Annotated in this window: 19 protein-coding genes; 11 read left to right on the forward strand and 8 right to left on the reverse strand. The window is 71.2% G+C overall.

The genetic code is table 11. From position 1 onward, the window contains the following. Positions 1–24 precede the first annotated feature (24 nt). The 6 genes from STRVI_RS24415 to STRVI_RS24440 form a co-directional block, all read right to left on the reverse strand. The gene (locus STRVI_RS24415) at positions 25–897 is read right to left on the reverse strand and encodes a triphosphoribosyl-dephospho-CoA synthase (RefSeq protein ID WP_014058302.1); all 873 of its coding nucleotides are present in this window, start codon (positions 895–897) and stop codon (positions 25–27) included. A 74-nt stretch (positions 898–971) separates the two neighbouring features. Continuing rightward, a complete protein-coding gene (locus STRVI_RS24420) occupies positions 972–2,381 on the reverse strand; it encodes an MFS transporter (RefSeq protein WP_014058303.1) in 1,410 nt (469 codons plus the stop codon). An 81-nt stretch (positions 2,382–2,462) separates the two neighbouring features. Further along, complete coding sequence (locus STRVI_RS24425) at positions 2,463–3,413, reverse strand: catechol 2,3-dioxygenase (RefSeq protein WP_014058304.1); 951 nt, start codon at positions 3,411–3,413, stop codon at positions 2,463–2,465. Between the two features lie 151 nt (positions 3,414–3,564). Beyond that, positions 3,565–4,626 (reverse strand): 4-oxalomesaconate tautomerase, encoded by a 1,062-nt coding sequence (locus STRVI_RS24430; protein ID WP_014058305.1) that lies wholly within the window; start codon positions 4,624–4,626, stop codon positions 3,565–3,567. Continuing rightward, the gene (locus tag STRVI_RS24435) at positions 4,623–5,384 is read right to left on the reverse strand and encodes a 4-carboxy-4-hydroxy-2-oxoadipate aldolase/oxaloacetate decarboxylase (RefSeq protein ID WP_014058306.1); all 762 of its coding nucleotides are present in this window, start codon (positions 5,382–5,384) and stop codon (positions 4,623–4,625) included. Before STRVI_RS24435 ends, STRVI_RS24430 begins: the two co-directional genes overlap by 4 nt. Before the next feature lie 65 nt (positions 5,385–5,449). Beyond that, entirely contained in the window at positions 5,450–6,118 is a 669-nt protein-coding gene (locus STRVI_RS24440; RefSeq protein ID WP_014058307.1) for a GntR family transcriptional regulator, read from the reverse strand. Between the two features lie 195 nt (positions 6,119–6,313). Here STRVI_RS24440 and STRVI_RS24445 point away from each other — a divergent pair, with 195 nt between their 5' ends. Further along, positions 6,314–8,890 carry a polysaccharide lyase family 8 super-sandwich domain-containing protein gene (locus STRVI_RS24445; RefSeq protein ID WP_014058308.1) on the forward strand — a complete coding sequence of 859 codons (2,577 nt, stop codon included), beginning with the start codon at positions 6,314–6,316 and terminating at the stop codon, positions 8,888–8,890. Here the strand turns inward: STRVI_RS24445 and STRVI_RS24450 are convergent. Continuing rightward, complete coding sequence (locus STRVI_RS24450; protein WP_078505369.1) at positions 8,871–10,532, reverse strand: APC family permease; 1,662 nt, start codon at positions 10,530–10,532, stop codon at positions 8,871–8,873. The genes STRVI_RS24445 and STRVI_RS24450 overlap by 20 nt on opposite strands. Before the next feature lie 150 nt (positions 10,533–10,682). Here STRVI_RS24450 and STRVI_RS24455 point away from each other — a divergent pair, with 150 nt between their 5' ends. From STRVI_RS24455 to STRVI_RS24470, 4 genes are all read left to right on the forward strand, one after another. Further along, the gene (locus tag STRVI_RS24455; protein WP_050993742.1) at positions 10,683–11,546 is read left to right on the forward strand and encodes a polysaccharide deacetylase family protein; all 864 of its coding nucleotides are present in this window, start codon (positions 10,683–10,685) and stop codon (positions 11,544–11,546) included. Between the two features lie 51 nt (positions 11,547–11,597). After that, entirely contained in the window at positions 11,598–12,152 is a 555-nt protein-coding gene (locus STRVI_RS24460; protein WP_014058311.1) for a DoxX family protein, read from the forward strand. A gap of 128 nt (positions 12,153–12,280) precedes the next feature. Then, entirely contained in the window at positions 12,281–13,333 is a 1,053-nt protein-coding gene (locus STRVI_RS24465; RefSeq protein ID WP_014058312.1) for an alpha/beta fold hydrolase, read from the forward strand. A 46-nt stretch (positions 13,334–13,379) separates the two neighbouring features. Next, complete coding sequence (locus tag STRVI_RS24470) at positions 13,380–13,850, forward strand: hypothetical protein (protein ID WP_014058313.1); 471 nt, start codon at positions 13,380–13,382, stop codon at positions 13,848–13,850. Positions 13,851–13,920: 70 nt separating this feature from the next. Here the strand turns inward: STRVI_RS24470 and STRVI_RS24475 are convergent, their stop codons facing one another. Then, entirely contained in the window at positions 13,921–14,688 is a 768-nt protein-coding gene (locus STRVI_RS24475) for an NPP1 family protein (protein ID WP_014058314.1), read from the reverse strand. A 327-nt stretch (positions 14,689–15,015) separates the two neighbouring features. Between STRVI_RS24475 and STRVI_RS24480 the strand changes: the two genes are divergently transcribed. From STRVI_RS24480 to STRVI_RS24505, 6 genes are read left to right on the forward strand one after another with little or no spacing between them, the layout of a single operon-like run. After that, positions 15,016–16,206 carry an ROK family transcriptional regulator gene (locus STRVI_RS24480; RefSeq protein WP_014058315.1) on the forward strand — a complete coding sequence of 397 codons (1,191 nt, stop codon included), beginning with the start codon at positions 15,016–15,018 and terminating at the stop codon, positions 16,204–16,206. A 52-nt stretch (positions 16,207–16,258) separates the two neighbouring features. Next, positions 16,259–17,068, forward strand: coding sequence for an ABC transporter permease (locus STRVI_RS24485; protein WP_014058316.1), 810 nt, complete (start codon positions 16,259–16,261; stop codon positions 17,066–17,068). After that, positions 17,065–17,844, forward strand: coding sequence for an ABC transporter ATP-binding protein (locus STRVI_RS24490; RefSeq protein ID WP_014058317.1), 780 nt, complete (start codon positions 17,065–17,067; stop codon positions 17,842–17,844). Before STRVI_RS24485 ends, STRVI_RS24490 begins: the two co-directional genes overlap by 4 nt. Positions 17,845–17,900: 56 nt before the next feature. Continuing rightward, positions 17,901–18,881 carry an aliphatic sulfonate ABC transporter substrate-binding protein gene (locus STRVI_RS24495; protein ID WP_014058318.1) on the forward strand — a complete coding sequence of 327 codons (981 nt, stop codon included), beginning with the start codon at positions 17,901–17,903 and terminating at the stop codon, positions 18,879–18,881. After that, the gene (locus STRVI_RS24500) at positions 18,878–20,344 is read left to right on the forward strand and encodes a sulfatase-like hydrolase/transferase (RefSeq protein WP_014058319.1); all 1,467 of its coding nucleotides are present in this window, start codon (positions 18,878–18,880) and stop codon (positions 20,342–20,344) included. The genes STRVI_RS24495 and STRVI_RS24500 overlap by 4 nt, the downstream gene beginning before the upstream one ends. Then, positions 20,345–22,987, forward strand: a complete 2,643-nt coding sequence (locus STRVI_RS24505) for a family 43 glycosylhydrolase (RefSeq protein WP_014058320.1) — start codon at positions 20,345–20,347, stop codon at positions 22,985–22,987. Positions 22,988–23,000 lie beyond the last annotated feature (13 nt).

A 23,000-nucleotide genomic window follows, 5' to 3' on the forward strand; every position in this document is an offset into this window, starting at 1 on the left:
CGCGAAACACCCGTCCGGACGGAGTCACCGCACGGGCGAGGCCGTGACCGCCGGTGCCGGGAGGCCGTGCACCGGGAGACCGTCCAGGAACAGGGCCCCCGCGAGCAGTGCGGCGCTTCCGCGCGGCGCGATGCCCAGCTCACGCAGGTCCGCGTCCAGCGCCGCCAGGGCGGCGGCTCCCTCGGGCGTTGCGGCGCCGCCCGCCTCGAGCACGGCATGCGCCCCCTCCTTGACCCGTCGGAGGCCCGGCGGACCCGCCCGGTACAGCGGGCCGGTGTCCTGGAGGGTGCTCATCACGGTGAGCAGCGCGTCCAGGCGCGCCTGGGTCTCGGTGGCCCCCGCCGCACGCGCCCGGGACAGGGCGTCCAGGGCGCGGCGCACATGGGGAAAGGCGGCCCGGCCCTCACCGCGCACCCCCGGCGCTCCGTAGGTGGCCGAGACATGCGAGCCCGGTGAGGGCCGGCGCGGTGCGCCACGGTCGGGGTGGTCCGCGATCCGCTTGGCGGTGGCGGTCACCTCACCGGGCCCGGCGCCGGGCCGCAGCGCGGCGGCCGCCACCAGCAGGCCCATCACCCACAGCGCGCCATGGTGAAGGGGGCCGGTGGCCGCGCCGCCACCGGCCCGTGCCATCGTCCACTCGGCGCAGCGGCCGATGGCACCCAGCTCCTCGCGCAGCGCCCGGGACGGCTCCCCGGGACGGCGGGCGGCGGCGGCCATGGCCGCGAACCCGGGCGCCAGCGCCTTGGCCGACCAGCGCAGTGCGAGCAGATCCGCACCGGTGGCGCGGGCCTGCAGATCGCGGGTGTCGGCGAGGCCCGGTTTGGGCGTCAGCTCCGCCTGGGCGATCAGGGCGAGCACGGCGGCCCGTGCCAGTGCCTCATCCGTGGAGCGCGTCATGGGCATGCCCGGAGGCTAGACGGCGAACCTTTCAGAGAGATGGGACGTTCCTGTGGCCCGGCTGTGCGGCGTGGTCAGCCCGTGGTGGACACGGGCCGCGCGGTGCCGCTCCGCGGGGTGCGCCGCGCGGTACGCAGGCCGGTGAGGCCGATCATGACGGTGGCGAACAGTGCGGTGGCGGCGAACACGGTGAAGCCCCAGTCCTGCGCCTCGTCAGCGACGAGCCGGCCGCCGAGCCAGGGCCCGAAGACGGCGCCGAAGCGGCCCATACCGGAGGTCCAGCCGACGGCGGTGGCGCGGTTCTCGGCGGTGGAGCGTCCCGCGACGGTCGCGTAGACCATGGTCTGGGCGCTGAAGAGCCACAGACCGGTCAGGAAGACCACGAGGTAGGTGAGCGCCGGCGGCATATGGATGCCGAGCAGATAGATGCCGATGGCGGTGCAGCCGAACCAGACGGCCGCGACACGGGCGGCGCCGAAGCGGTCGGCGATGCGTCCGGCCACCAGCATGCCGACGATGCCACCGAGGTTGATGACGATGAGGAAGGACAGGGCGGAACCGAGTTCATACCCCTGGCCCCGCATCATGGTCGGCAGCCAGGTGCTGACGCCGTAGACGAGGAGCAGCCCGCCGAAGGAGGCGCACCAGAACAGCACGGTCCTCCTCCACTGGCCGTCGCGGAACAGCGCGGTCAGGGCGTGGCGGCGGTCGTGCGGGGTCGCGGGAGCCGGTGCGGTGGCGGGAGCCGGTGCGGTGGTGGGGGCCGGTTCGGTGGCGGGAGCCGGTGCGGTGGTGGGGGCCGGTTCGGTGGTGGGCAGCTCGACTCGGTAGCGGTCGGCGAGCCGGCAGGCCTCGTCGGTGCGGCCGCAGGCGATGAGGAAGCCGAGGGATTCGGGGAGGAACATCGCCACCAGCGGTACGGCAATGACCAGCGGGGCCAGCCCGACCCAGAAGGCGGAGCGCCAGCCGAACGGCTCCACCAGCCACAAGCCCAGCAACGCCGCCAGGATGCCGCCCGCCTGATGGGCGGTCATCAACAGCCCGATCATGAGGTTGCCGCGGCCGCGCGGGGCGTATTCGGCGACCAGGGTGATGGTGGTGGGCAGCAGGCCGCCGAGTCCCAGCCCGGCGACGAACCGGGCGACGCCGAAGACACCGAGGGTGGGGGCCATCGCACACACGGCGGAAGCCAGGGAGAACACCGTGGTACAGCCGATGATCACCTTCTTGCGTCCGATCCAGTCGGTGACGGTGCCCGCCGACAGGGCACCCAGGAGCATGCCGAAGGTGGCGTAGCTGCCGAGGTCACCGGCCCGGCCGGGGCTCAGCCCGAGGTCGGGGTCGTCGAGCATGCCGGGCAGCACGGCGCCGTAGACGAACAGATCGAGGCCGTCGAAGAGGACGACCGTCCAGCACAGCGCGACCACGAGGGCGGCGAGTGCCATGCCGCGCGAACGGGCGGCGGGGGTGAGTGAGGAGGACATGGCATTCCTCTCGTCGTGGAGGCGTGTCCTGCGGGCGGGGTCCTTTGTGCGCGTCCTGCGGGCGGGTTCGGGGGTGACCGGTCAGTCGACCGGCGGGGTGCCGTGGGTGTGGAAGGACTCGATGGTCTTCAGACCCCACGCCTGGCCCTTGGCGCGCTCGGCCTGGGTCCAGGTGATCAGAGGCCAGTCGGGGGCCAGGATCAGGCGGGTGAGCGGGTTGCACAGTTCGACGCGGTTGCCGCCCGGCTCGTAGACGTAGAGGAAGAACGTCTGCTGGATGGCGTGCTTGTGGGGGCCGGTCTCGATGTGAACGCCGTTGTCCAGGCACAGATCGGCCGCGCGCAGGATGTCCTCACGGGTGTCGGTGGCGAACGCGATGTGGTGCAACCGGCCCCGCGAGCCCGACCAGTCCTCGGTGTAGACGATGTCGTAGGACTTGTTGGTGAACGTCAGCCACTGGGCGGCGAGCCGTCCGCTGTCGAGGACGATCTGCTCGGTGGGGCGGGCACCGAGCACATCGCGGGTGAAGGCGGCGTTGGGCGCGACGTCGGAGGCCAGGAAGTTGACGTGGTCCAGGCGGCGCACCCCCACGCCGTGGGCGGGTTTGGCCTGGGGCTGGTTCTTCAGTCCCGGCTTGAGCTCGGGCGGCGCCTCGTACCACTCGGTCTCCCAGTACAGGGCGAGTTCATGGCCGTCGGGGTCGCTGGTGACATAGAGCGGGCCGATACCGGGTTCGTCCTCGACCCAGCGCCCGGGGAAGCCGGCGGCCTCGGCCTCCTTCACCCGGCGGTGGAGGGCTTCCGCACCGGCCGCGCGCAGGGCGGTGCGGCGGATGCCCGGCGTCGGGTGGGCGGTGAGGGTCAGGCTGTGGTGTTCGTAGTCGTCCCAGGTCCGCAGGTGGACCGAGTCGCCGGAGCGGCCGTTCTCGGTCAGGCCGAGGATGGTGGTGAAGAACCACAGACTGCGGTCGGGGTCGGGGGTGAGCAGTTCGACATGCCCGAGGTGGGCGATGTCCCCGAGCGGCGGGGTCATCGGCAACTCCTTGAGAAGCGCGGGTGGTTGGGGAATGGGGGGTAACGGGGGAAGGCATGGTGGTGCCGAAGAGGAGAGGTGAATGTGGGCGCGACCGGGCGCCAGGGTGGGGCGCGACCGGGCGCCGGTGTGGGCGCCACACGCCGCCGGATCAGGCGGGCCGGGGAAACACCGTGCCGTCGAAGATCTTCCGCGCGGTGCGCACAACCGCCGTACCCCGTGCCACGGGAGTGGCTCCGTTGTCCACGGCCGTGTCGATGTCCAGGAAGCCGGTGGGGTGTTCGATGCGCAGCCGCTCCCCCCTTGCCGGGAGCCGGGCCACGTCCTCGCCGACGTTTCCCTCGACGCACAGCCCGGCGGCGACACTGGCGGCTCCCAGGACGCCGATCGCCGTGTGGCAGCGGACCGGGATGAAGGTGCGGGTCATCACGGTGCCACCGTGGGCGGGCGGGGCCAGCAGGCTGAGCTTGGGCACGGTCGTGGCGCTGACATCGCCCAGGCCCATCAACCGGCCCGCCTCCCGCCGGATCTCCTGGAGCCGGGCGCCGAGCACCGTGTCCGCCTCCAGCTCCCCGGGGTCCTCATAGCCGGTGACGTTCAGGGCGGACGCGGCGATCAGTACGGTCGGCATGCCGTTGTCCACGCAGGTCACCGCGGTGCCGTCGACGAGGTCACGGGCGTGGCCGGTGGGCAGCAGCGGGCCGCTGCCCTGCTGGAAGCCGATCACCAGCGGGGCAGCGGATCCCGGTACGCCCGAGATCTCGGCCGAGCCGGTGTAGTCGACGCGCCCGTCAGGGGTGGGCACGGTCACGGTGGCGTGGTCACCGCTGTTGACCATCCTGATCCGCACCGGTGTCCGCCCGTCCCGGGCGGCGGCCAGGCCACGTTCCACGGCGAAGGGGCCGACCCCGGCCAGGAGGTTGCCACAGTTCTGCCGGTCGGAGACCTCCGCCCGGTCCACACCGATCTGCAGAAACAGATAGTCGACATCGGCGTCCGGGTCCCGGGAGGCGGAGACGACGGCCACCTTGCTGGTGAGGGGATGAGCTCCGCCGAGGCCGTCGACCTGCCGTGGATCGGGGCTGCCCATGATCCGCAGCAGCAGATCGTCACGGGCACCGGGGTCGGACGGCAGGTCCTCCGCGAGGAAATAGGCGCCCTTGGAGGTGCCGCCGCGCATCAGCATGCAGCGCACCCCCTCCGGCCCGCTCATGAGACGGCCCCGCCGCGGGCGTGCGCGGCATGCTCGGCGTACGGCTGGTACCGCACCCCGAGCCGGTCGAGGGTCTCCCGCAACCCGTAGCGGTCCAGGCCCAGTTGCCCCTCGGCGAAGGCGGCCCGGGCGGCCTCCTCCTTCGCGGTGCGGGCCTTCGCCGCCTCGACGGCCGTGGCGGCGGACTCGCGCGGTACGCACATCACCCCGTCGTCGTCGGCGAGGATCACATCGCCGGGGCGTATGCACTGCCCGCCCACCACCACGGGCACATTGACGGATCCGGCCGTGGCCTTGACGGTGCCCTGCGCGCACACGGCCGCCGACCACACGGGGAAGCCCATCGCGCGCAGTTCGGCGGTGTCGCGCACCCCGGCGTCGATGACCAGACCGCGGACGCCGCGGTGGTGGAGCGCGGTGGCGAAGAGCTCGCCGAACATGCCGTCCGTGGACGGCGATGTGGTGGCGACGACGAGGACGTCACCCTCGGCGCACTGCTCGACCGCTGCGTGGATCATCAGGTTGTCGCCGGGCCAGCACAGCGCCGTGACCGCGGTGCCCGCGATGCGCACGTCCTGCTGGACGGGGCGCAGCCCGGGACCGAGGCATCCGGTGCGGCCCATGGCCTCGTGCACCGTGGCCACGCCATACGCCCCCAGGGCGTCCACATGGTCGGCCCCGGCGCGTGGCGGATCGGTGACGATCACACCGGCCGGCCGTGCGGCAGCGGGCGCGTCACCCGCGTTACCGTGCGTCATTGCTGATATCTCCTTGCTGGACAGGTCAGTGACCCACCCCGCGACGCGAGCCCCGCGTCATGCGGTCAAGGCGTCGACGCCGACGATTCACTCAAGGCGTCGATGACACTGGCGAGGTGGGCACGGACGGCCGCTTCGGCCGCCTGTGGGTCCCTGGCCCTGATCGCTTCGATCACGGCCAGGTGTTCACCCAGGGACCGCTGAGCACGCCCCGGCCGCAGCGCGAGCTGGAAGCGATGGCGCACCAGCTGTGCGTTGAGCCGCTCCAGCAGTTCCACCGCCACCTGCTGACCGGAGAACTCCCGGATGCGGGCGTGCAGTTGGTGGTTGAGGTCGGAGTAGGTCAGCGGTTCGCCGTCGGCGACCGCCTTGGACATCGCCGTGCCCAAGTCGGCCAGCTCGGTGAGCTGCTCCTCGCCGGCCTCGACAGCCGCCTTGGCGGCGCACAGCCCTTCCAGGACCATGCGGCATTCGGTGATCGCCACGGCCTCCTCCACGCTCACCACCCGCACCCGTGAGCCACGGTTGCGGATCCGCTCGACCAGCCCCTCGGACGCCAGATCGATCAGCGCCGCGCGGATGCTCGCCCGTGTCACCTCGAATTGCTCGGCGAGCTCGTTCTCCACCAGCCGCTGGGCCGGTGCCATCTCCCCGCGCAAAATCGCCTGCCGCAGCCGCTCCATCGCATGCTGCTTGGCCTGCTCTCCGGTGCCTGGACGAGCTTCCTTCGGCATCGTGTGCCCTCCCTGAGTGAGTGCCTGTCGAAGGTAAATCTAGGCCAACAAGATTGTCAACGATTCTGTTACCCATATTGGCGACATAGACCCGCCCGCATTCCCCCGATTCCGGTCTCGTGACAGGGGAAGCCGGGGTTGCTTGAATGGTGCGGCGGTTCCCCATCGGACCCTGTCGACCGTTGGAGCGTGCCCGTGCCTCTCTCGCGTCGTGCCCTCGTCTCCACGCTCCCGGCCGCCACGCTGTCGGCCATGGCCCTGCCGCTGCACGCACGGGCGGCGGGACGTCCGGCCACGTACGGCGAAACGGCGGACGGCGAAACGTCCGGCGCCGCTCACACCCGGCTGATCGACAACACCGTGGCCGTCTTCGCCGGAACGCGGGAGGTGGGCGCCCGCCCCGACGTGCGCGCCAAACTCGCCGCCATCGCCGCGACCGCCCGCTCCCGGCTCAACGCGATGGACCGCGCCGGGCAGGGCGAGCTCTTCGAGGGCCTCGCGCTGGGCACGAGCGATCCCAACCTGATCACCTCGTTCCAGTACCTCTACGAGATCGCCCTCGCCACCCGCACACCGGAAGGCGGCACACGTTCCGGACTGTATGGCGACACCGGTGTCCAGCGGCGCGTCATCGACAGCCTGATATGGCTCCACGAGCACTACTACGGCGACCAGTCGAAGGGCTACTACGGCAACTGGTTCACCTGGGAGATCGGCATCTCCACCCACGTCAGCAAGATCCTGGCGCTGCTCGTGGACCAACTCGCCGCATACCAACCCGAACTGGCCGCCACCTACGTCACCTCGATGGACGCGTATCTGCGCAATGGCAAGGCCGGTGACGTCGACCTCGACTCACGCTTCCACACCGGCGCCAACCTCGCCGACATCACCACCAACCGCATCCTCCAGGGTGCCGTACTCGGCGACGACGCCCGGATCACCAAGGCCATCGCCGACCAGTTGACCGTCCTGGCCACGATCGACCCGTACGCGCTGCGGCACGGTGTCACCGACGGCTTCTACGCCGACGGCTCCTTCATCCAGCACGCGTCCGTGGCCTACACGGGCTCCTACGGCAAGGGGCTGCTCACCCGCGTCGTGCAGACCCTCAAGATGCTCGACGGCACCGGCTACACCACCGACGACCGGCTGGTCCGCGTCGCCCAGGGGTGGGTGGTGGACGGCTTCGCGCCGCTGATCTTCGAGGGCTGGCTGATGGAGATCGTCAAGGGGCGTGGGGTGTCCCGCCCGGCGACGGGATACGCCGACGCGGCCGAGGTGGTGGAGGCCGTGGTGGGCCTGTCCGCCCACGCCACCGGCGCCGACGCCACGGCACTGAAGGGCTATGTCTCGTATCTGCGGCAGACCTCCAAGGCCACACTCGACCCTTCGGCGTTCGTGTCCCCGGTGAGCATCGCCCGCTACGCCGACATCCTCGCCGACTCCTCGATCCCGGCGCGGGACCTCGGCCCCGCCGAGCGCCATGTCGCGTTCAACGCGATGGACAAAACCGTCCACCGGCGCCCCGGTTACGCCTTCGCCCTGTCCCGCAGCTCGTCCAGGATCAGCCGATACGAGTACATGAGCGGCGAGAACCTGATGCCCTGGTTCCAAGGGGACGGCGCCCACCATCTGTATCTCTCCGGCCAGGACCAGACCCAGGCGTTCGGCATCGACTACCTCACCACCGTCCCGCCCCACCGCCTCGCCGGTGTCACCGCTCCCGTGGAGACCCGCCGCACCATCCCCGAGCTGTACGGCACGCTCTGGTACGACAACCCCGAGCGTGGCTTCACCTCCTCGTCGGAGGCGCAGAACACCTATGTCTACTTCCCGCGCGGCACCCACCCGTTCTCCGGTGGCGCCGCCCTGGGCGCGTACGGTGTGGCGGGGCTCGTCCAGTCCGACGACGTGGCGTACGCCGCGAAGCAGGCGGGCGACCTCCCCGACGACTTCGTGGTCTACCGCAACGCCGATGCCACCAAGTCGTGGTTCCTGTTCGACGACGAGATCGTGGTGCTGGCCGCGGGCGTCGGTGACGCCGCCGGGCGCGCGGTGACGACGACCCTCGACACCCGGATCGCCGCCCCCTCGGACACCCTCGCCCTCACCGGGCGGCTCCGCGGCGGTGCGCCCTGGTCCGGCACCGGCACAGCCCCGCTCGCCTGGCTGCGGTACGCCAATGCCACCCGGGCCGCCTCGGTCGGTTATGTCTTCCTCGACGGGCCACCGCCCACGGTCACGCTCGACACCGTCACCCGCAGCCGCCGCGCCGTCCGTCTGGCCAACCCCGACCTCCCGGTGACCAAACAGCTCTTCGCCGTCACGGTGGAGCGGCCGGCCGGGGCGCCGCACACCTCGATGGCGTACGCCCTCGTCCCGGGCGCCACCGAACGCCAACTGGGCACCTACGCCCGTCGGCCGCTCACCGTCCTGGCCAACACCACCCGGCTGCAGGCCGTGGCCCACCGGGGTCTGCGGATCATCGCGCTCAACGCCTTCACCCCCGGCACCCATCGCGCCGGGCGGCTGTCGGTGCGCGGACCCGGCTCGGTGCTCCTGCGGGAAGCCCGGGACGGCGCCTTGACGATCGCGGTGTCCGATCCGACCACCGAGCGCGACACGGTGTCGGTCGTCATCCGAGGCCGGAGGATGAGGGCCGTGGCGGCGGACGACGGTGTCCGGGTGGGCCGGGTGCCCGGCGGCACCCGGCTCGTCGTCACCACCCGCCACGCCTACGGCCGGAGCTTCACGGCGACGCTGCGCTGACCTGCGAGGCGCGCAGGTGCCGGGCGCCCGCGCGGACCGCCCACACGAATACGGCGAGAGCGAGGACGCCCACCGCCACGGTGTCGTACGGCGCGGGGAGGCGGGCGGAACCGCCGAAGGTGCCGAGCCACGACAGCACGGTCAGCGCGGCCAGATGGAAGACCAGCCAGGCGCCGCGCCGCAGCTCCTCCCCCAGGGACGCGCCGCCGTCCTCACGACGCTGCAACAGGAACAACACCGCGCCGACCAGCACGAAGGGCAGCGCGAGCCGCAGATCGTGCCAGCCCGACCAGTAGACGAACTCGCTGGCCACCACGAAGCTCACCGGTGCGATCCAGCGCACCCCCGGCACCCGCCCCTCGGCCCGGGTCACTCCCCGCTCGCGGTCGTGTGCCCGGAAGGCCGCGACGGCGACCGCAGAGGCCGCGTAGATCAGCAGATACATGTCCCCCATCACGCTCACGATGTCCTGCCAGCCGCCGAACGGCAGCATGAAGACGACGATGACCGCCAGGTTGAGCAGCAGCGCCCGGCGCGCCACCCCGGACCGGGGGTGGATGCGCATGAAGAAGCGGGGCAGCAGCCCGTTCTTGGCCAGGGCATAGGTATGGCGGGCGTCGATGGCCACGCCCACATAGGCCGATCCGCCCGGTGAGATCACCGCGTCGGCGTAGAGCAGCGTGGCCAGCCAGTGGAGATTGAGCACCAGGGCGAGCTGCCCGAAGGGCGATTCGAAGTTGACTCCCTTCCAGCCGTGGCCCAGCAGCGACTCGGGCACCGTGAACAGGAAGGCCAGTTGGAGCCCGAGGTAGACCAGCACGGCGAGGCCGATGCCGGTGAGCACCGCGGCCGGTACGGTACGGCGCGGATTGCGCGCCTCCCCGGAGAAGTCGAGCGGGGCCTGGAAGCCGTTGACGGAGTACACGATGCCGCCACCGGCGAGCGCGGTCAGGCAGGCCGCGTAGCCGTACGGCGCGAAACCGCCGTGATCCGTGAGGCGTCCGGAGTGGGTGCCGGACAGGAACAGCGCGACGATGGTGAGGACGGGGACGACAACCTTGAACACCGAGATGAGGTTGTTCAGCCGGGCGAATATTCGCACGGCGAACCAGTTGCACACCGTCAGCACGACGCTGAGCGCGACGGCCACGGCGAGGCCCGAGACGGTGAGTGTGCCGCCGCTGTAGAGCCCCGGCAGATAGTGCGCGGCGTACTGCATGATCGCGCTGATCTCGGCCGCCGTACCGCCCACCGAGAGCAGCACGGACCAGCCGATCATCGTGCCGACCAGCCGTCCGCTGGCGTACAGCGGCCAGCGCACGGTGCCGCCGCCCTCGGGGCGGGTGGCGCCGAGTTCCACCATGACCAGGGCGATCAGTGCGCACAGCGCCCCCGCCCCGATCCAGGACAGCAGGGCGGCGGGGCCGGCGGTCTGAGCGGCGTACATGGCCGCGAACAGCCACCCGGACCCCAGGATGTTGGAGAACCCGATCGCGGTCAGGCCCCAGAATCCGAGGTCCTTATGGAGTCGTCGCTCCTCGGCGAGCACCGCCGGGGCGGCGATGGACTCCGGTGGGTGGTTCTGCGGCACGTGGCTCGTCTCCTCGGTGGTGCACGAACATACAAAGGCCCAGCGTGCCATGCGGGCCGACGGGCGCCCCCGGCGCGCCCCGGAGCTCGGTGCGAGCCCATGGCCACGCACACGTGAAGCTCATGACCATGCCCGGCGATCGACGGAAAAACACGCCTCATCAGCGAGAAATCGCAGCATATCGGCCTGGGGCGTGTTCTCATGCTTCAGGTGTCCTCTCCCTCCCGCCGTGATGTCCTGCGGTCCGCGAGCGGTGCCGTGGCAGCCACGACGTGCGGCGTCGGCTGCGGCCACCACGCCATGTCCTCGTCGTCCAGACCGGCCGGTCTCACCGAGACCCCCTCCTCCGGTGCGGCCTCGGACCGGGCCACGCCCGCCGGACACGCACCGCGCGGACCGGTGCGCTTCCCCGGACTGCCACCCCAGATCGCCCACGGGCCAGGCGGCGGAAGCGCGGTGGCCCTCACCTTCCACGGCCAGGGGGACGCGGAGCTCGCCCGCTCACTGCTGTCCGAGGCCGAGCGGGCCGGGGCCCGGGTCACCGTCCTCGCCGTCGGCACCTGGCTCGACGAGCACCCGGAGCTGGCCCACCGGGTCCTGGACGGCGGCCATGAACTGGGCAACCACACCATGCGGCACCGCGCCGTCTGCGCGCTGCCCGCCGACGAGGCGTCCGCGGAGATCACCGAATGCGCCGACCGGCTGCGCCGCCTCACCGGGACCATCGGAAGCTGGTTCCGGCCGTCGCAGGCCCGTACCGCCACGGACCTCGTGACCCGTCTGGCGGCCCGCGCCGGGTACCCGCACGTCCTCTCCTACGACGTGGATTCCCAGGACTTCCAGGACCCGGGGCCGGACGCGGTGCGGGACACCGTCCTCGGCCAGGTCCGCGCCGGTTCCGTGGTCAGTCTGCACCTCGCCCACACCGGGACCCTGACCGCGCTGCCCGCGGTCCTCGAAGGTCTGCGCGGGCGCGGTCTGCGCGCGGTCACCGCGACGGAGCTGATGCACTCCGATGGCGTAGCAGCGACAGCGGGCCCCGGGATGCGTACCGAGACTGGGTGAGACGCCGGGCGGCCACCCGTGGTGTGCCCGTACGGGAGCGGAGGAGACCCCATGCACCACCGCAAGGATCTCGGACTGCTCGCACTGCGCCTCGGTGTGGGCGGGGTCCTGGTCGCGCACGGCACGCAGAAGCTCTTCGGCTGGTGCGGCGGCGATGGCCTGGAACGTACCGGCCAGGCCATGGAGGCGATGGGCTTCCGTCCGGGGCGGGCCAATGCCTTGGCGGCCGGGCTGGGCGAGGCGGGCGGCGGGCTGCTGCTCGCGCTCGGCTTCGCCACTCCCGTGGCCGGGGCGGCGGCCGCGGGGACGATGGCGGGCGCGGTGTCGGTGCACGCGCCGGCCGGGTTCTTCGCCCAGTCCGGGGGCTATGAGTTCGCGGCCCTGCTGGGGTGCTCGGCGGCGGCGCTCGGGATCTCGGGGCCCGGCCGCTACTCGCTCGATCACCTCACCCGCCATGTGCTGGACCAGCCGTGGCTGATCGCGACGGCGTTCACCATGAGCGCGCTGACGGCGGCCGCGGTGATCAGACGCCGGATCGCGGTGACCGCGGAGCGGGAGCTGGCCGAGGAGCAGGGGGTCATCGACGAACAGGAGCTCGCCGAGTAGGGCGCGCCCCTCCCCCTCGCCCTCGTGTATCACCTGTCCGGCAGGTGTCGCACGGCGTGCGAGGGTCGCACCCGTGCGCCATGGTGGATGCCAGGGCCCGGGAGCGGTCGCACGGGTGGAGGGTGCGGATGTTCGACAGGCGCAGCTTCGGGAAGATCGTCGGCGCGAGTGCGGTCGGCGCGCCGTTCGCCATCCGCACCACCGGCTCGGCCAAGGCCGCGGGGGACTCCCCGGAGGAGCGGCGGACACTGCCCGCGCGGCCGCATACGTCCTTCGCCGCCCTGCGGCAGATCAAGGCCGGGGAGCTGAACGTCGGCTACGCCGAGGCCGGGCCGGCCCATGGCCCCGCGGTCGTCCTGCTGCACGGCTGGCCCTATGACATCCACAGCTATGTCGAGGTGGCGCCCTTGCTGGCCGCCGAGGGCTATCGGGTGGTGGTCCCGTATCTGCGCGGCTATGGGACGACGCGCTTCCGGTCAGCCCGGACGTTCCGCGACGGCCAGCAGTCGGTGTTCGCCCTCGACCTCCTCGCCCTGATGGACGCCCTCGGGATCGAACGGGCGATCCTCGCCGGATACGACTGGGGCTCGCGGACGGCCGACATCGTCGCGGCGCTGTGGCCGAAGCGCTGCAAGGCCCTGGTCTCGGTGAGCGGCTATCTGATCACCAATCGCGAGAAGAACAAGCAGCCGCAGCCACCGAAGGTCGAATGGGCCTGGTGGTATCAGTACTACTTCGCCACGCGGCGGGGTGTGCTCGGGCTGGAGAACCCGGAATACCGGCGTGAACTGGCGCGGCTCGTCTGGCGGTTCAACTCGCCGACATGGCATTTCGACGAGGCCACCTTCGCGCGCACCGCCGCCGCCTTCCGGAATCCGGACTATGTCCGCATCGTGATCCACAACTATCGCTGGCGGCTGGGGCTCGCGGCGGGTGATCCCCGGTACGACGGTTTGGAGCGGCGCCTCGCCAAGGGCCCCGTCATCGGCGTCCCCACGGTCACGCTGGACGGCGGGCGCGATCCCTTCACCCCCGCCGGGGGCGGTGCCTCCTACCGGGACAGGTTCTCGGGTCCGTACGCCCACCGGACACTGAAGGACATCGGCCACAATGTGCCCCAGGAGGCTCCCGGAGCCTTCGCCGATGCCGTGGTCGAGGCCGACGGTCTGCGACGGCGCTGAACACCGCCGCCGGGCCACGGGCCGCCACGTCCGAAGGGGGCAGGGGATGGCGGAGTTCGAGGTGGCCACCGGCGCCGCGGGGGTTCCCGACGGCGACGACCGGGGCCGCCGGGCCGCGGTGCGGACCGCGTTCGAGGGGCTGCTGCAGATCCGCCGGCTGATGAACGCGGACGCCGCCGACCCCGAAGGGGTGCCCGCCGAGTGGGAGCGGCGACAGCCGGTGCGGGCCGTGGCCCTCGCCCTGGAGGCCGCCGGTGTTCCGCCGTCGGCCACCGACGCGGAGGGCCGCCGCACGGCGACCGGATACTGCCTCGGCGCGGCGGAGCGGACCGGGGTGGTGCGGGTCGAGTGGCTGGGGCCGCCGGGAAGTGGGGCCGGGTACGCGGCGGAGGACGCGCTGCGGAACTGTGCGGCCGTGCTGCGGCGGCTGGGCTGGGAGGCGCTGGAGTACCGGGGCCCGCGCCGCCACCGTTACCTCGAGGTCGAGCCGCCGCCGGTCGGGCCTCCCCGGCGCTGACCTGCCCTGGGCCGAACCGGCCCGGGAGACGCGGGCTGTGATGCCACGTCGCCTCCCGGGGCGGTGCCGCTCACGCGTTGGGGTCGAAGGGGATCTCGGACGGCTTGGCCTTCGCGAGGTGCGAGGCGAGGGTGCTGTCCTTCAGGCCCAGGGTGGCGCTGCCGAAGTCGGCCTGGCTCAGCTTGTCGCGCAGCCCGGCGGGGTAGCCGTTCCAGCCGACCAGCGTGGGGTACTGCCAGGTGTGCTTGTGGTTCTCCGGCGGCTCGTCGTTGGAGTTCGCCGGGCGGAAGCAGTGGGTGCTCACGCCGTCCTTGTGGTACACGACCTTGGGGTGGGTGCCGTCCCAGCGGATCTGGTCCCGGTTGTAGATGTTGAAGTTGCCGTGGGCCGAGGTGGCGACGTACTTGGCCTCGTTGTCCTGCACCCACACCACGACGTGTTCCCAGTCGTGGCGGTGTCCGCCGAGACCGCTCCCGACCACGGCCTGGTCCTTCTCGAAGTACAGGCCGTAGATGATCGCGCACCAGCCGTTGTTGCACTTGGAGCGGGAGTATCCGTTGGTGTTGTCGAGGTCCCAGGAGTCGCGGCACTGGCCGTTGAGGGCACCGCTCGGGTTGAGCCCGCCCGCGATCGTCCCGTCGGGCCCGATGGCGGGGGTGGGGTAGCAGCCGTCGGTGTCGTAGTCGAACGCCGGCTGGAACGTCTGCTCCGTGCCATCCGCGTTGGCGGGCAGAGCCGTGGGCGGGTCCGCGAGCGCACTGCCCGGAAAGGCCACGACGAGCGCGATGGCGCTGCCGAGGATGGCGGATCCCCTACGGATCCGCGAACTCTTCTTCACTGCGTCCTCCTGAACGACCGCGGCGTGGCACCACGAGGGGGGGTGGTTGGCATGCTCAGGTCAGCATGATCGCATTCCTTGAGCGGCGGCGGGAGATGTCGCCGTGATGAAGAGTCAGCCAACAGCTATAGCAGGTGAAGTGGAGTGACGCCCAGGAGGGGTGGCGGTGGCGGGTCCGCGGCCGGTTTCCGGCGAAACCGCTGCCGCGTGGCCGTCCGCGCTTCCGACGCCGCCGACGGCTCCAGTGGCGACCTCGGCTTCCGCACCGTCCGCGACACCTGAGCCTTCTTTTATTCCGGGATGTTGACGAAATAGCGTGGCGTGCCCATGCTGTTCGGCATGCACCCCCATCAGGACGGCCCGCTGGCCCGGCTGCGGCGGGGCCACGAAGACTTGGTACTGGAGCTGTTGCGCAAACACGGCCCGCTCAGCCGGGCCGAACTGGGACAGCACAGCGGCCTCTCCCGGACCACCCTCAGCGACATCGTCACCGAGCTGATCGAGAGCGGCGCCGTGGTCGCCACGGCGCCGGAAACGGCCCCGCGCAGGCGAGGACGGCCGGTGGAGGCGCTGACGCTCAACCCCAGCGCGGGCCAGGCCATCGGCATCGACTTCGCGCGCCGGGCGGTGCATGTCTCCGCGGTCAACGTCGCACACGAGGTGATCGGGTCGGCCAGTGAACCGCACGATCCGGGCTTGCCCTGGGAGGAGCGGATCGCCCTGGCCGAGCGGCTGGTCGGCACACTCGCCGACGGCGCCCTGCGGCTGGGCGCGCTGAACGCCATCGGGGTGGGTGTGGTCGGCCCGGTCGGAGATCCCGACTCCGGGCCGCCGGAACCCTGTCCCTCCGCCGATCTGCCCGCCCTGCTGCGCAAGCGTTTCGAGGCCCCGGTGCTGGTGGACAACAACACCCGGCTCGCCGCGCTCGCCGAGGCCACCTGGGGCGCGGCGGCAGGCGGTCAGGACGTGCTCTATCTGCGGCTGTCGCACGGTGTGGGCGGCGGGCTGGTCGTGGGCGGCTCCCTGCACCGGGGGGCGTACGGCCTGTCCGGCGAGTTCGGGCATATCGCGGTCGAGTCGGGCGACGGGCGATGTTCGTGCGGCGCCACCGGCTGCCTGGAGACGGTGGCCTCGGTGGGCGCCGTGCTCGCCGCCTACCGCCGCGCGGGCGGACACGCGGACGGCCTGGCCGCGCTCCTGGGGGCGCTGGAGGCCGGCGATCCGGTGGCGCTCCGCACGCTGGAGGCGGCCGCCGTCCACATCGGCACCGTGCTGGCGGCGGTGTGCAACGCGGTCGGCCCCGGAGTGATCGTGCTCGGTGGCGAACTCGCCGCGGCCGGCACACCGCTCTTCGAGCCGGTCGAACAGGCGCTGCGCGCACACATCATGCCGATCTCACGGGACCGTGTGGACCTGAGGCCGGCGACGCTCGGCGAGGCCGGTGGCGCCCTGGGCGCCATCGCCCTTGTCCTGCATGAATCCCCCCTGCTCAGCCATTACCCGGCCCGTCCGGGCTGAACCGGCCCGCCCCGGGCTGAAGAGGAGGACCCATGAACCCCGCGAGGCGTCCATGACGGTGGTCACCGCGCCCGAGAAGACCCCCACGACACCGGAAGCGCCACGCGGCGCACGACGCACCGTCCACCCCCTCGTGTTCCATCTGATCGCCCTCGTCCTGGGCGTCGCCATCTGGGCCCTGACCGCCGCCGCGGGGCTCGCGGACATCCCCGGTCCACTCTCGGTGAGCTCCAGGGCACGTGAACTGCTCGCCGACGGAACCCTCACCCAGGACGCGCTGGCCAGCCTGCAGCGCGTGCTCCTCGGGTTCGCGCTCGGCACTCTGGTCGCCGTGCCCGTGGGCTTTCTGATGGGCTGGTACCCGGTCGCCCGGGGCCTGTTGGAGCCGTACGTCCAGTTCTTCCGTACGATCCCGCCGCTGGCGCTGATCCCCCTGGTCATCGTCCTGATGGGCATCGGCGAGACACCGAAGATCTTCGTCATCTTCCTGGCCGCGTTCATGTCCTGTGTGGTGGCCGCCTTCCAGGGGGTGACCGGCGTGGACCGGACGCTGATCGACGCGGCGCGGGTGCTCGGCGCCTCGGACCGGACCGTCTTCCTCAAGGTGGTCATCCCGGCGTCCACGCCGTTCATCCTGGTCGGCATGCGCATCGGGCTCGGCGCGGCCTGGGCGACCGTGGTGGCGGCCGAGATGATCGGCGCCCAGAAGGGCCTGGGCTTCGAGATGGTCCACGCCCAGACCTACTACGACGTGCCCACGATCTTCGTGGGCCTGATCAGCATCGGCGTCATCGGCCTGGTCATGGACCGGCTGCTGCTGGTGGCCGAACGCCGTCTCACCGCGTGGCAGGAGCGCCGATGAGCCCCAAGATCTCTTTCCGGGACGTGGTCAAGACCTACCCGATGAAGAACACCACCTTCACCGCGCTCGGCCAGGTCTCACTGGACATCGGGGACCGGGAGTTCGTCGCGGTGGTCGGGCCGTCCGGCTGCGGCAAGTCCACCTTGCTGAGCATGGTGGCCGGACTGGTGGAACCCACCTCCGGCACGGTCACGGTGGACGGCGCGCCCGTCGCCGGGCCGGGGCCGGACCGTGGGGTGATCTTCCAGCAGTACGCGCTGTTCCCGTGGCTGACGGTGCGCGGCAATGTCGAGTTCGGGCTGAAGCTGGCCCACGTCCCCGCCGCGGAGCGCAGGCGGCGTGCCGAACACGCCATCGAGCTGGTCGGGCTCGCCGACTTCGCGGACGCCCTGCCCAAGACCCTCTCCGGAGGGATGAAGCAGCGCTGCGCCATCGCCCGGGCGTACGCCGTGGACCCCGAAGTGCTGCTGATGGACGAGCCGTTCGGGGCGCTGGACGCGCTGACCCGGGTGCAGTTGCAGGACCAACTCCTGGACACCTGGACTCAGGAGCGGCGCACCGTCCTGTTCATCACGCATGACGTCGACGAGGCGGTCTATCTGGCCGGGCGGGTGGTCGTGATGGCCGCCCGGCCGGGCCGCGTCCACCGGATCATCGACGTGGACCTGCCCTATCCGCGGACCGAGGAGATACGGCTCTCCACGGAGTTCGCCCGGATCCGCAACGACGTCTGGACGCAGGTCTACCACCAGTCACCGGCCGGTTCCGCCGCCTGACCTCCCTCCTCCCTCCACACCCCTCCCCACCCCACTTCCGAAGGGACTCACCCCAGATGAGGATGAGCCGACGCGACTTCATACGCACACTCTCCGCGACAGGGGCGGCACTTTCGGTAGCCGCGTGTTCGTCCTCCGGCAACGGCGGCGGCTCCGCGGTCAGGTTCGGCTATATCGCCGACTACAACGGTGCGAGCCTGCTGGCCATCGCCGAGGACCGGGGCCTGTGGAAGAAACACGGCCTGACCGCCGAGCCCAAGGTGTTCGTCAACGGCCCGGTCCAGATCCAGGCCCTGCGCACCGGCAACCTGGACTACGGCTATATCGGGCCGGGCGCCCTGTGGCTGCCCGCATCCGGCAAGGCCACCATCGTGGCCGTCAATACGCTCACCTACGCCGACCGGGTCATCGCCAGGCCCGGCATCACCTCGATCCGGGAGCTGAAGGGCAAGAAGGTCGGCGTCCCCGAGGGCACATCCGGTGAGATGGCGCTCAATCTCGCCCTCCAGCAAGCCGGGATGACCATGAAGGACATCTCCAAGGTGGTGATGGACGCGCCCACCGTCGTCTCCGCGTTCGCCTCCGGGCAGATCGACGGCGCCGGGATCTGGTACCCCCTCATCGACACCATCAAGGAGAAGGTGCCGGGCATGAAGGAGGTGGCGAGCACCGAGGACATCCCCGGCTCCGCCTTCCCCACCGCCTTCGTCTCCGGCGGCAAGGCGAAGCCGGAGCGCGACCGCAAGGTCGTCCAGGTGCTGCAGGAGGCCAACGACTGGCGGGCCGCCCACCCCAAGGAGTCCATCGCGCTGGCGGCCAAGCTGCTCAAGGCCGATGAGGCGAAGGTCGCGGCGGACGCGGAGCATGTGAAGACGATGACGACTGCCGAGCTCGTCGCCAGAACCAAGGACGGCACCGTCGACAAGTGGCTGGACGGCATGAGCCGCTTCTTCGTCCGGACCGGGCAACTACAGAAGTCGCCCGCCCCGTCCTCGTTCTACGCCGGTGACCTCTACACGAAGGCGGCCGCCCGATGAACCTGCTGTTCCTGATGACCGATCAGCATCGCGTCGACACCCTCGGCTGTTACGGCAATCCGCATGTGGCCACGCCGAACCTGGACCGGCTGGCGGCGAGCGGCACCCGCTTCGACCGCTTCTACACCCCCACCGCCATCTGTACCCCGGCCCGCGCCAGTCTGCTCACCGGCCAGGCGCCGTTCCGCCACCGGCTGCTGGCCAACTACGAGCGCAACGTCGGCTATCTGGAGGATCTGCGCGAGGACGCCTTCACCTTCCCCACCGCCCTGGCCGAGCGCGACTACCAGCTCGGCCTGGTCGGCAAGTGGCATGTCGGCACCCACCGCAACGCCGCCTCGTACGGCTTCGACGGGCCCGATCTGCCCGGCTGGCACAACCCCGTGGACCATCCGGACTACGCGGCGTATCTGAAGGAGCGGGGCCTGCCGCCGTACCGGATATCCGATTCCGTCCGCGGCACCACACCCAACGGCAATCCGGGCAATCTGCTGGCGGCGCGGCTGCACCAGCCGGTGGAGGCCACATTCGAGCACTATCTGGCCACCCGCGCCATCGAGCAGTTGGAGCGATACGCCGCGGACGGGCGGCCGTTCTTCCTGGCCACCCACTTCTTCGGGCCGCATCTGCCGTATCTGCTGCCCGACGCGTACTTCGACGCCTACGACCCCGGCCTGGTGGAACTGCCCGCCTCGATCGCCGAAACCTTCGAGGGAAAGCCACCGGTGCAGCGCAACTACAGCGCCCACTGGACCTTCGACACCATCCCGATCGAGGTGACCCGCAAGCTGATCGCGGTCTACTGGGGCTATGTCACGCTGATCGACGAGCAGATCGGGCGCATCCTCACCCGCCTCGACGAGCTCGGGCTGGCCGATGACACCTCGGTGTTCTTCACCGCCGACCACGGCGAGTTCACCGGCGCCCACCGACTGCACGACAAGGGCCCGGCGATGTACGAGGACATCTACCGCATCCCCGGCATCATCCGCGTCCCCGGGGAGGCCCCGCAGGTCCGCCAGGAGTTCGTCAGCCTCACCGACTGCACGGCCACCATCCTGGACCTCGCGGGCTGCGACACCTCACCGGCCGTGGACAGCCGAAGTCTGGTGCCGCTGGTGCGGGGCGAACATCCGCGGTGGCCCACCGAGTTGCTCGCCGAGTTCCACGGCCACCACTTCCCGTATCCACAGCGGATGATCCGCGACGAGCGTTACAAGCTCATCGTCAACCCCGAGTCGGTCAACGAGCTCTACGACCTGGACACCGACCCCCATGAGCTGACCAACCGCTACGAGCACCCCGAGCTGCTGCCCGTGCGCCGCCGCCTGATGCGCCGCCTGTACGACCTGCTGCGGGAGCGCGGCGACAACTTCTACCACTGGATGACCCCGATGTTCGACATCGGGGACCTTGACTACGACCCGAGCCTGAGCGCCTTCGAGCCGGAAGGGACCGCGTAGATGAGACGAAGTCCTGGCACCCTCGTCGCCACGCTGCTGTGCGCGCTGCTGGCCGGGCTGCTGCCGACGGCCCGGGCGACGGCCGCCGCGCGCCCGGCGACGGAGGACACCCCGACGGCCCGCGAGGCGCCGACGTACCGCAACCCCCTGACGGCCGGAGTGGTCGACACCTTCCCCGACCCGGTGATGATCCGGGGCAAGGACGGCCTGTGGTACGCGTACGGCACCCAGAACCCGGTGTTCCAGAGCAAGGGCGAGGACGGTGAGCGGATGCTGCCCATCCTCCGCTCGGCCGACCTGGCGCACTGGGAGTACGCCGGAGAGGTCTTCACTCCGGAGACCAAACCCGCCTGGCACAAGGGCGCACGGCTGTGGGCCCCCGACATCCGCTATGTGAACGGCCACTACAACCTGTACTACTCGGTGTCCTCGGAGAACACCGTCGGAGTGGCGACCGCGCCCACCCCCACCGGCCCGTGGACCGATCAGGGAGCCGTGCTGCCCTCCCCGAGCGGCTGCGCCACCGGCAACATCGACCAGGCCCAGTTCACGGACGAGGGCGGGCAGCCCTATCTGTACTGGGGGAGCTACGACACGATCTGCGTGGCGAAGATGAACGCTGCCCGCACCCGCATCGAGGGCGCGGTGACCGAAGTGGCGCAGGGCCGCCGGATGGAGGGCGGGTTCGTCGTCCGGCGCGGTGGCCACTACTACCTCTTCTACTCCGACGCCGGATGCTGCGACGGCGCCTTCAGTGGCTATCAGGTCAAGGTCGGCCGGGCGACCAGCCCGACCGGGCCCTTCGTGGACGACGAGGGCGTTCCGCTGACGGCCGCCACCAGCAAGGGCGGCGTGGCGCTGACCGCGAACGGCAACGGCTGGATCGGCCCCGGGCACAACGCCCTGCAGACCGATCTGTCCGGCCAGGACTGGCTCGTCTACCACGCCATCTCCTCCGACGACCCGGACCTGAAACCGGCAGCGGGCGGCACGCTGAAGCTGTCCAAGCGGCCGATGCTGATGGACCGGCTGGACTGGATCGACGGCTGGCCGGTCGTACGGGCCGGGGCCGGCGCCTCCCAGGGCGCGCAGCGGGCCCCGGTGGGCTCCTGGGCCGCGGGCGGCACCTTCAACGACGGCTCACTGAAAGGGTGGCACGGCGGTGGCGGCTCCGGCACCGACGGCTGGCGTGTCGGACATGAGCAGGACGTGCGGGGATTCGTCACACCGCGCGGGAATCCCGCCGGCCCCGCCGCTCTCGTCTCGGATCGCTCCGCCCCGGCGGCCCGGCGCGCCGAGGCCGATCTGCGGGTCACCTCGGCCACCGGCGCGGCCGGGCTGCTGGTCCGCTACACCGGCCCGGACGACGTCGTGGTGGCGTGGCTGGACAGGGCGCGCAACGCGCTGGTGACGGACGTGCGGGTGGACGGCCGGAGCCGCGGCGCTCGGACGACCCCGCTCCCGGCGGACTTCGCCTGGGACACCTGGCACAACGTGGCGGCCGAGGTCCGCGGCACCCGGATGACCGTGGAGGTGAGCGCGGACCGGCTGCGGGACGCGGTGGCCACCCAGGAGCGGACGCTGCCCGCGGCGGCGGCCCGCTCCGGCAAGGTCGGCGTCGCCGCCCGCGGCGCGGGGGCGGCCGCCGACAACGTGGGGGCCGCGGCGCTCCACACACCGGTCACCACGCGCATCCCCGAGCGTGCGCCGGGCCCGCTGCTGCCCGCCTACAGCGACGACTTCGACACCGCCACCGTCCCCGGCACCACCACGGATTCGCCGTGGTCATGGGTGCGCGGACCGGCGTCCGGGGCCACGATGGCCGATGGCGCCCTGTCCTGGCCGACTCAGGGTGGCGAGCTGTATCTCGGCACCCATACGGCCTCGGTGCTGACCCGCGACGCTCCCCCGGGCGACTACACCGTGGAGACCAGGCTCCGCTTCGCTCCGGGGCGGAGCAATCAGCAGGCCGGGCTGGTGCTCTACGGGAACGACGACCACTATCTGAAGCTGGTGCACGCGGTGCTTCCGGTGAGCCACACCGACGGGAAGGTCACACACGTCACGGAGTTCGCGAAGGAGGGCGAGCGTCCCACCACCACACCGCCGACGCCGGTGGCCTACGGGCCGATGTTCGGCGGTCCGCCCGCGGACACGCTGTGGATGCGGCTGTCGTACCACGCCGACACCGCGCGGGAGGAGACCGAGGTGCGCGCCGCCACCAGCACGGACGGTGTGCACTGGGTCCACACCGGCGTCTGGACCCTGCCGACGTCGAAAGCTCAGGATCGGGCTGGTCGCGCAGAACACCGCGGGCGCGGTCGCGCGCTTCGACTACATGCACACCTACCGCCACTGACGTTCCGGGCGAGCCCCTCTCCTATGCTGATCACCTTTGTTGATGAGCGACGGGGGCCGCTTCGGCGGCCGGAGAAGGTGAGCGAGCGTGGCCAAGCCTGTACGTGCGGCGATCGGAGACGTGTGGATCACATGTGTGTTCTGCAAGGGCGACCTTTTCCGGGACCGCGAGGTGAAGCTCAACAGCACCGGCATGGAGCTGTTCAAGTTCGGCTGGGCCAACGAATCGGCCACCGGGCTGATCTGCTGGAACTGTGGCTATGTGCACCTTTTCGCCAACACTGACATCGAGCTGTAC

Origin of the sequence: Streptomyces violaceusniger Tu 4113, assembly GCF_000147815.2 — a bacterium.
GTDB lineage: Bacteria > Actinomycetota > Actinomycetes > Streptomycetales > Streptomycetaceae > Streptomyces > Streptomyces violaceusniger_A.

Coding starts and splice junctions, on each gene's coding strand:
- STRVI_RS24415 (WP_014058302.1), bottom strand. CDS start 897: ATGACGCGCTCCACGGATGAGGCACTGGCACGGGCCGCCGTGCTCGCC.
- STRVI_RS24420 (WP_014058303.1), bottom strand. CDS start 2,381: ATGTCCTCCTCACTCACCCCCGCCGCCCGTTCGCGCGGCATGGCACTC.
- STRVI_RS24425 (WP_014058304.1), bottom strand. CDS start 3,413: ATGACCCCGCCGCTCGGGGACATCGCCCACCTCGGGCATGTCGAACTG.
- STRVI_RS24430 (WP_014058305.1), bottom strand. CDS start 4,626: ATGAGCGGGCCGGAGGGGGTGCGCTGCATGCTGATGCGCGGCGGCACC.
- STRVI_RS24435 (WP_014058306.1), bottom strand. CDS start 5,384: ATGACGCACGGTAACGCGGGTGACGCGCCCGCTGCCGCACGGCCGGCC.
- STRVI_RS24440 (WP_014058307.1), bottom strand. CDS start 6,118: ATGCCGAAGGAAGCTCGTCCAGGCACCGGAGAGCAGGCCAAGCAGCAT.
- STRVI_RS24450 (WP_078505369.1), bottom strand. CDS start 10,532: ATGGCACGCTGGGCCTTTGTATGTTCGTGCACCACCGAGGAGACGAGC.
- STRVI_RS24455 (WP_050993742.1), top strand. CDS start 10,683: ATGCTTCAGGTGTCCTCTCCCTCCCGCCGTGATGTCCTGCGGTCCGCG.
- STRVI_RS24460 (WP_014058311.1), top strand. CDS start 11,598: ATGCACCACCGCAAGGATCTCGGACTGCTCGCACTGCGCCTCGGTGTG.
- STRVI_RS24465 (WP_014058312.1), top strand. CDS start 12,281: ATGTTCGACAGGCGCAGCTTCGGGAAGATCGTCGGCGCGAGTGCGGTC.
- STRVI_RS24470 (WP_014058313.1), top strand. CDS start 13,380: ATGGCGGAGTTCGAGGTGGCCACCGGCGCCGCGGGGGTTCCCGACGGC.
- STRVI_RS24480 (WP_014058315.1), top strand. CDS start 15,016: ATGCTGTTCGGCATGCACCCCCATCAGGACGGCCCGCTGGCCCGGCTG.
- STRVI_RS24485 (WP_014058316.1), top strand. CDS start 16,259: ATGACGGTGGTCACCGCGCCCGAGAAGACCCCCACGACACCGGAAGCG.
- STRVI_RS24490 (WP_014058317.1), top strand. CDS start 17,065: ATGAGCCCCAAGATCTCTTTCCGGGACGTGGTCAAGACCTACCCGATG.
- STRVI_RS24495 (WP_014058318.1), top strand. CDS start 17,901: ATGAGGATGAGCCGACGCGACTTCATACGCACACTCTCCGCGACAGGG.
- STRVI_RS24500 (WP_014058319.1), top strand. CDS start 18,878: ATGAACCTGCTGTTCCTGATGACCGATCAGCATCGCGTCGACACCCTC.
- STRVI_RS24505 (WP_014058320.1), top strand. CDS start 20,345: ATGAGACGAAGTCCTGGCACCCTCGTCGCCACGCTGCTGTGCGCGCTG.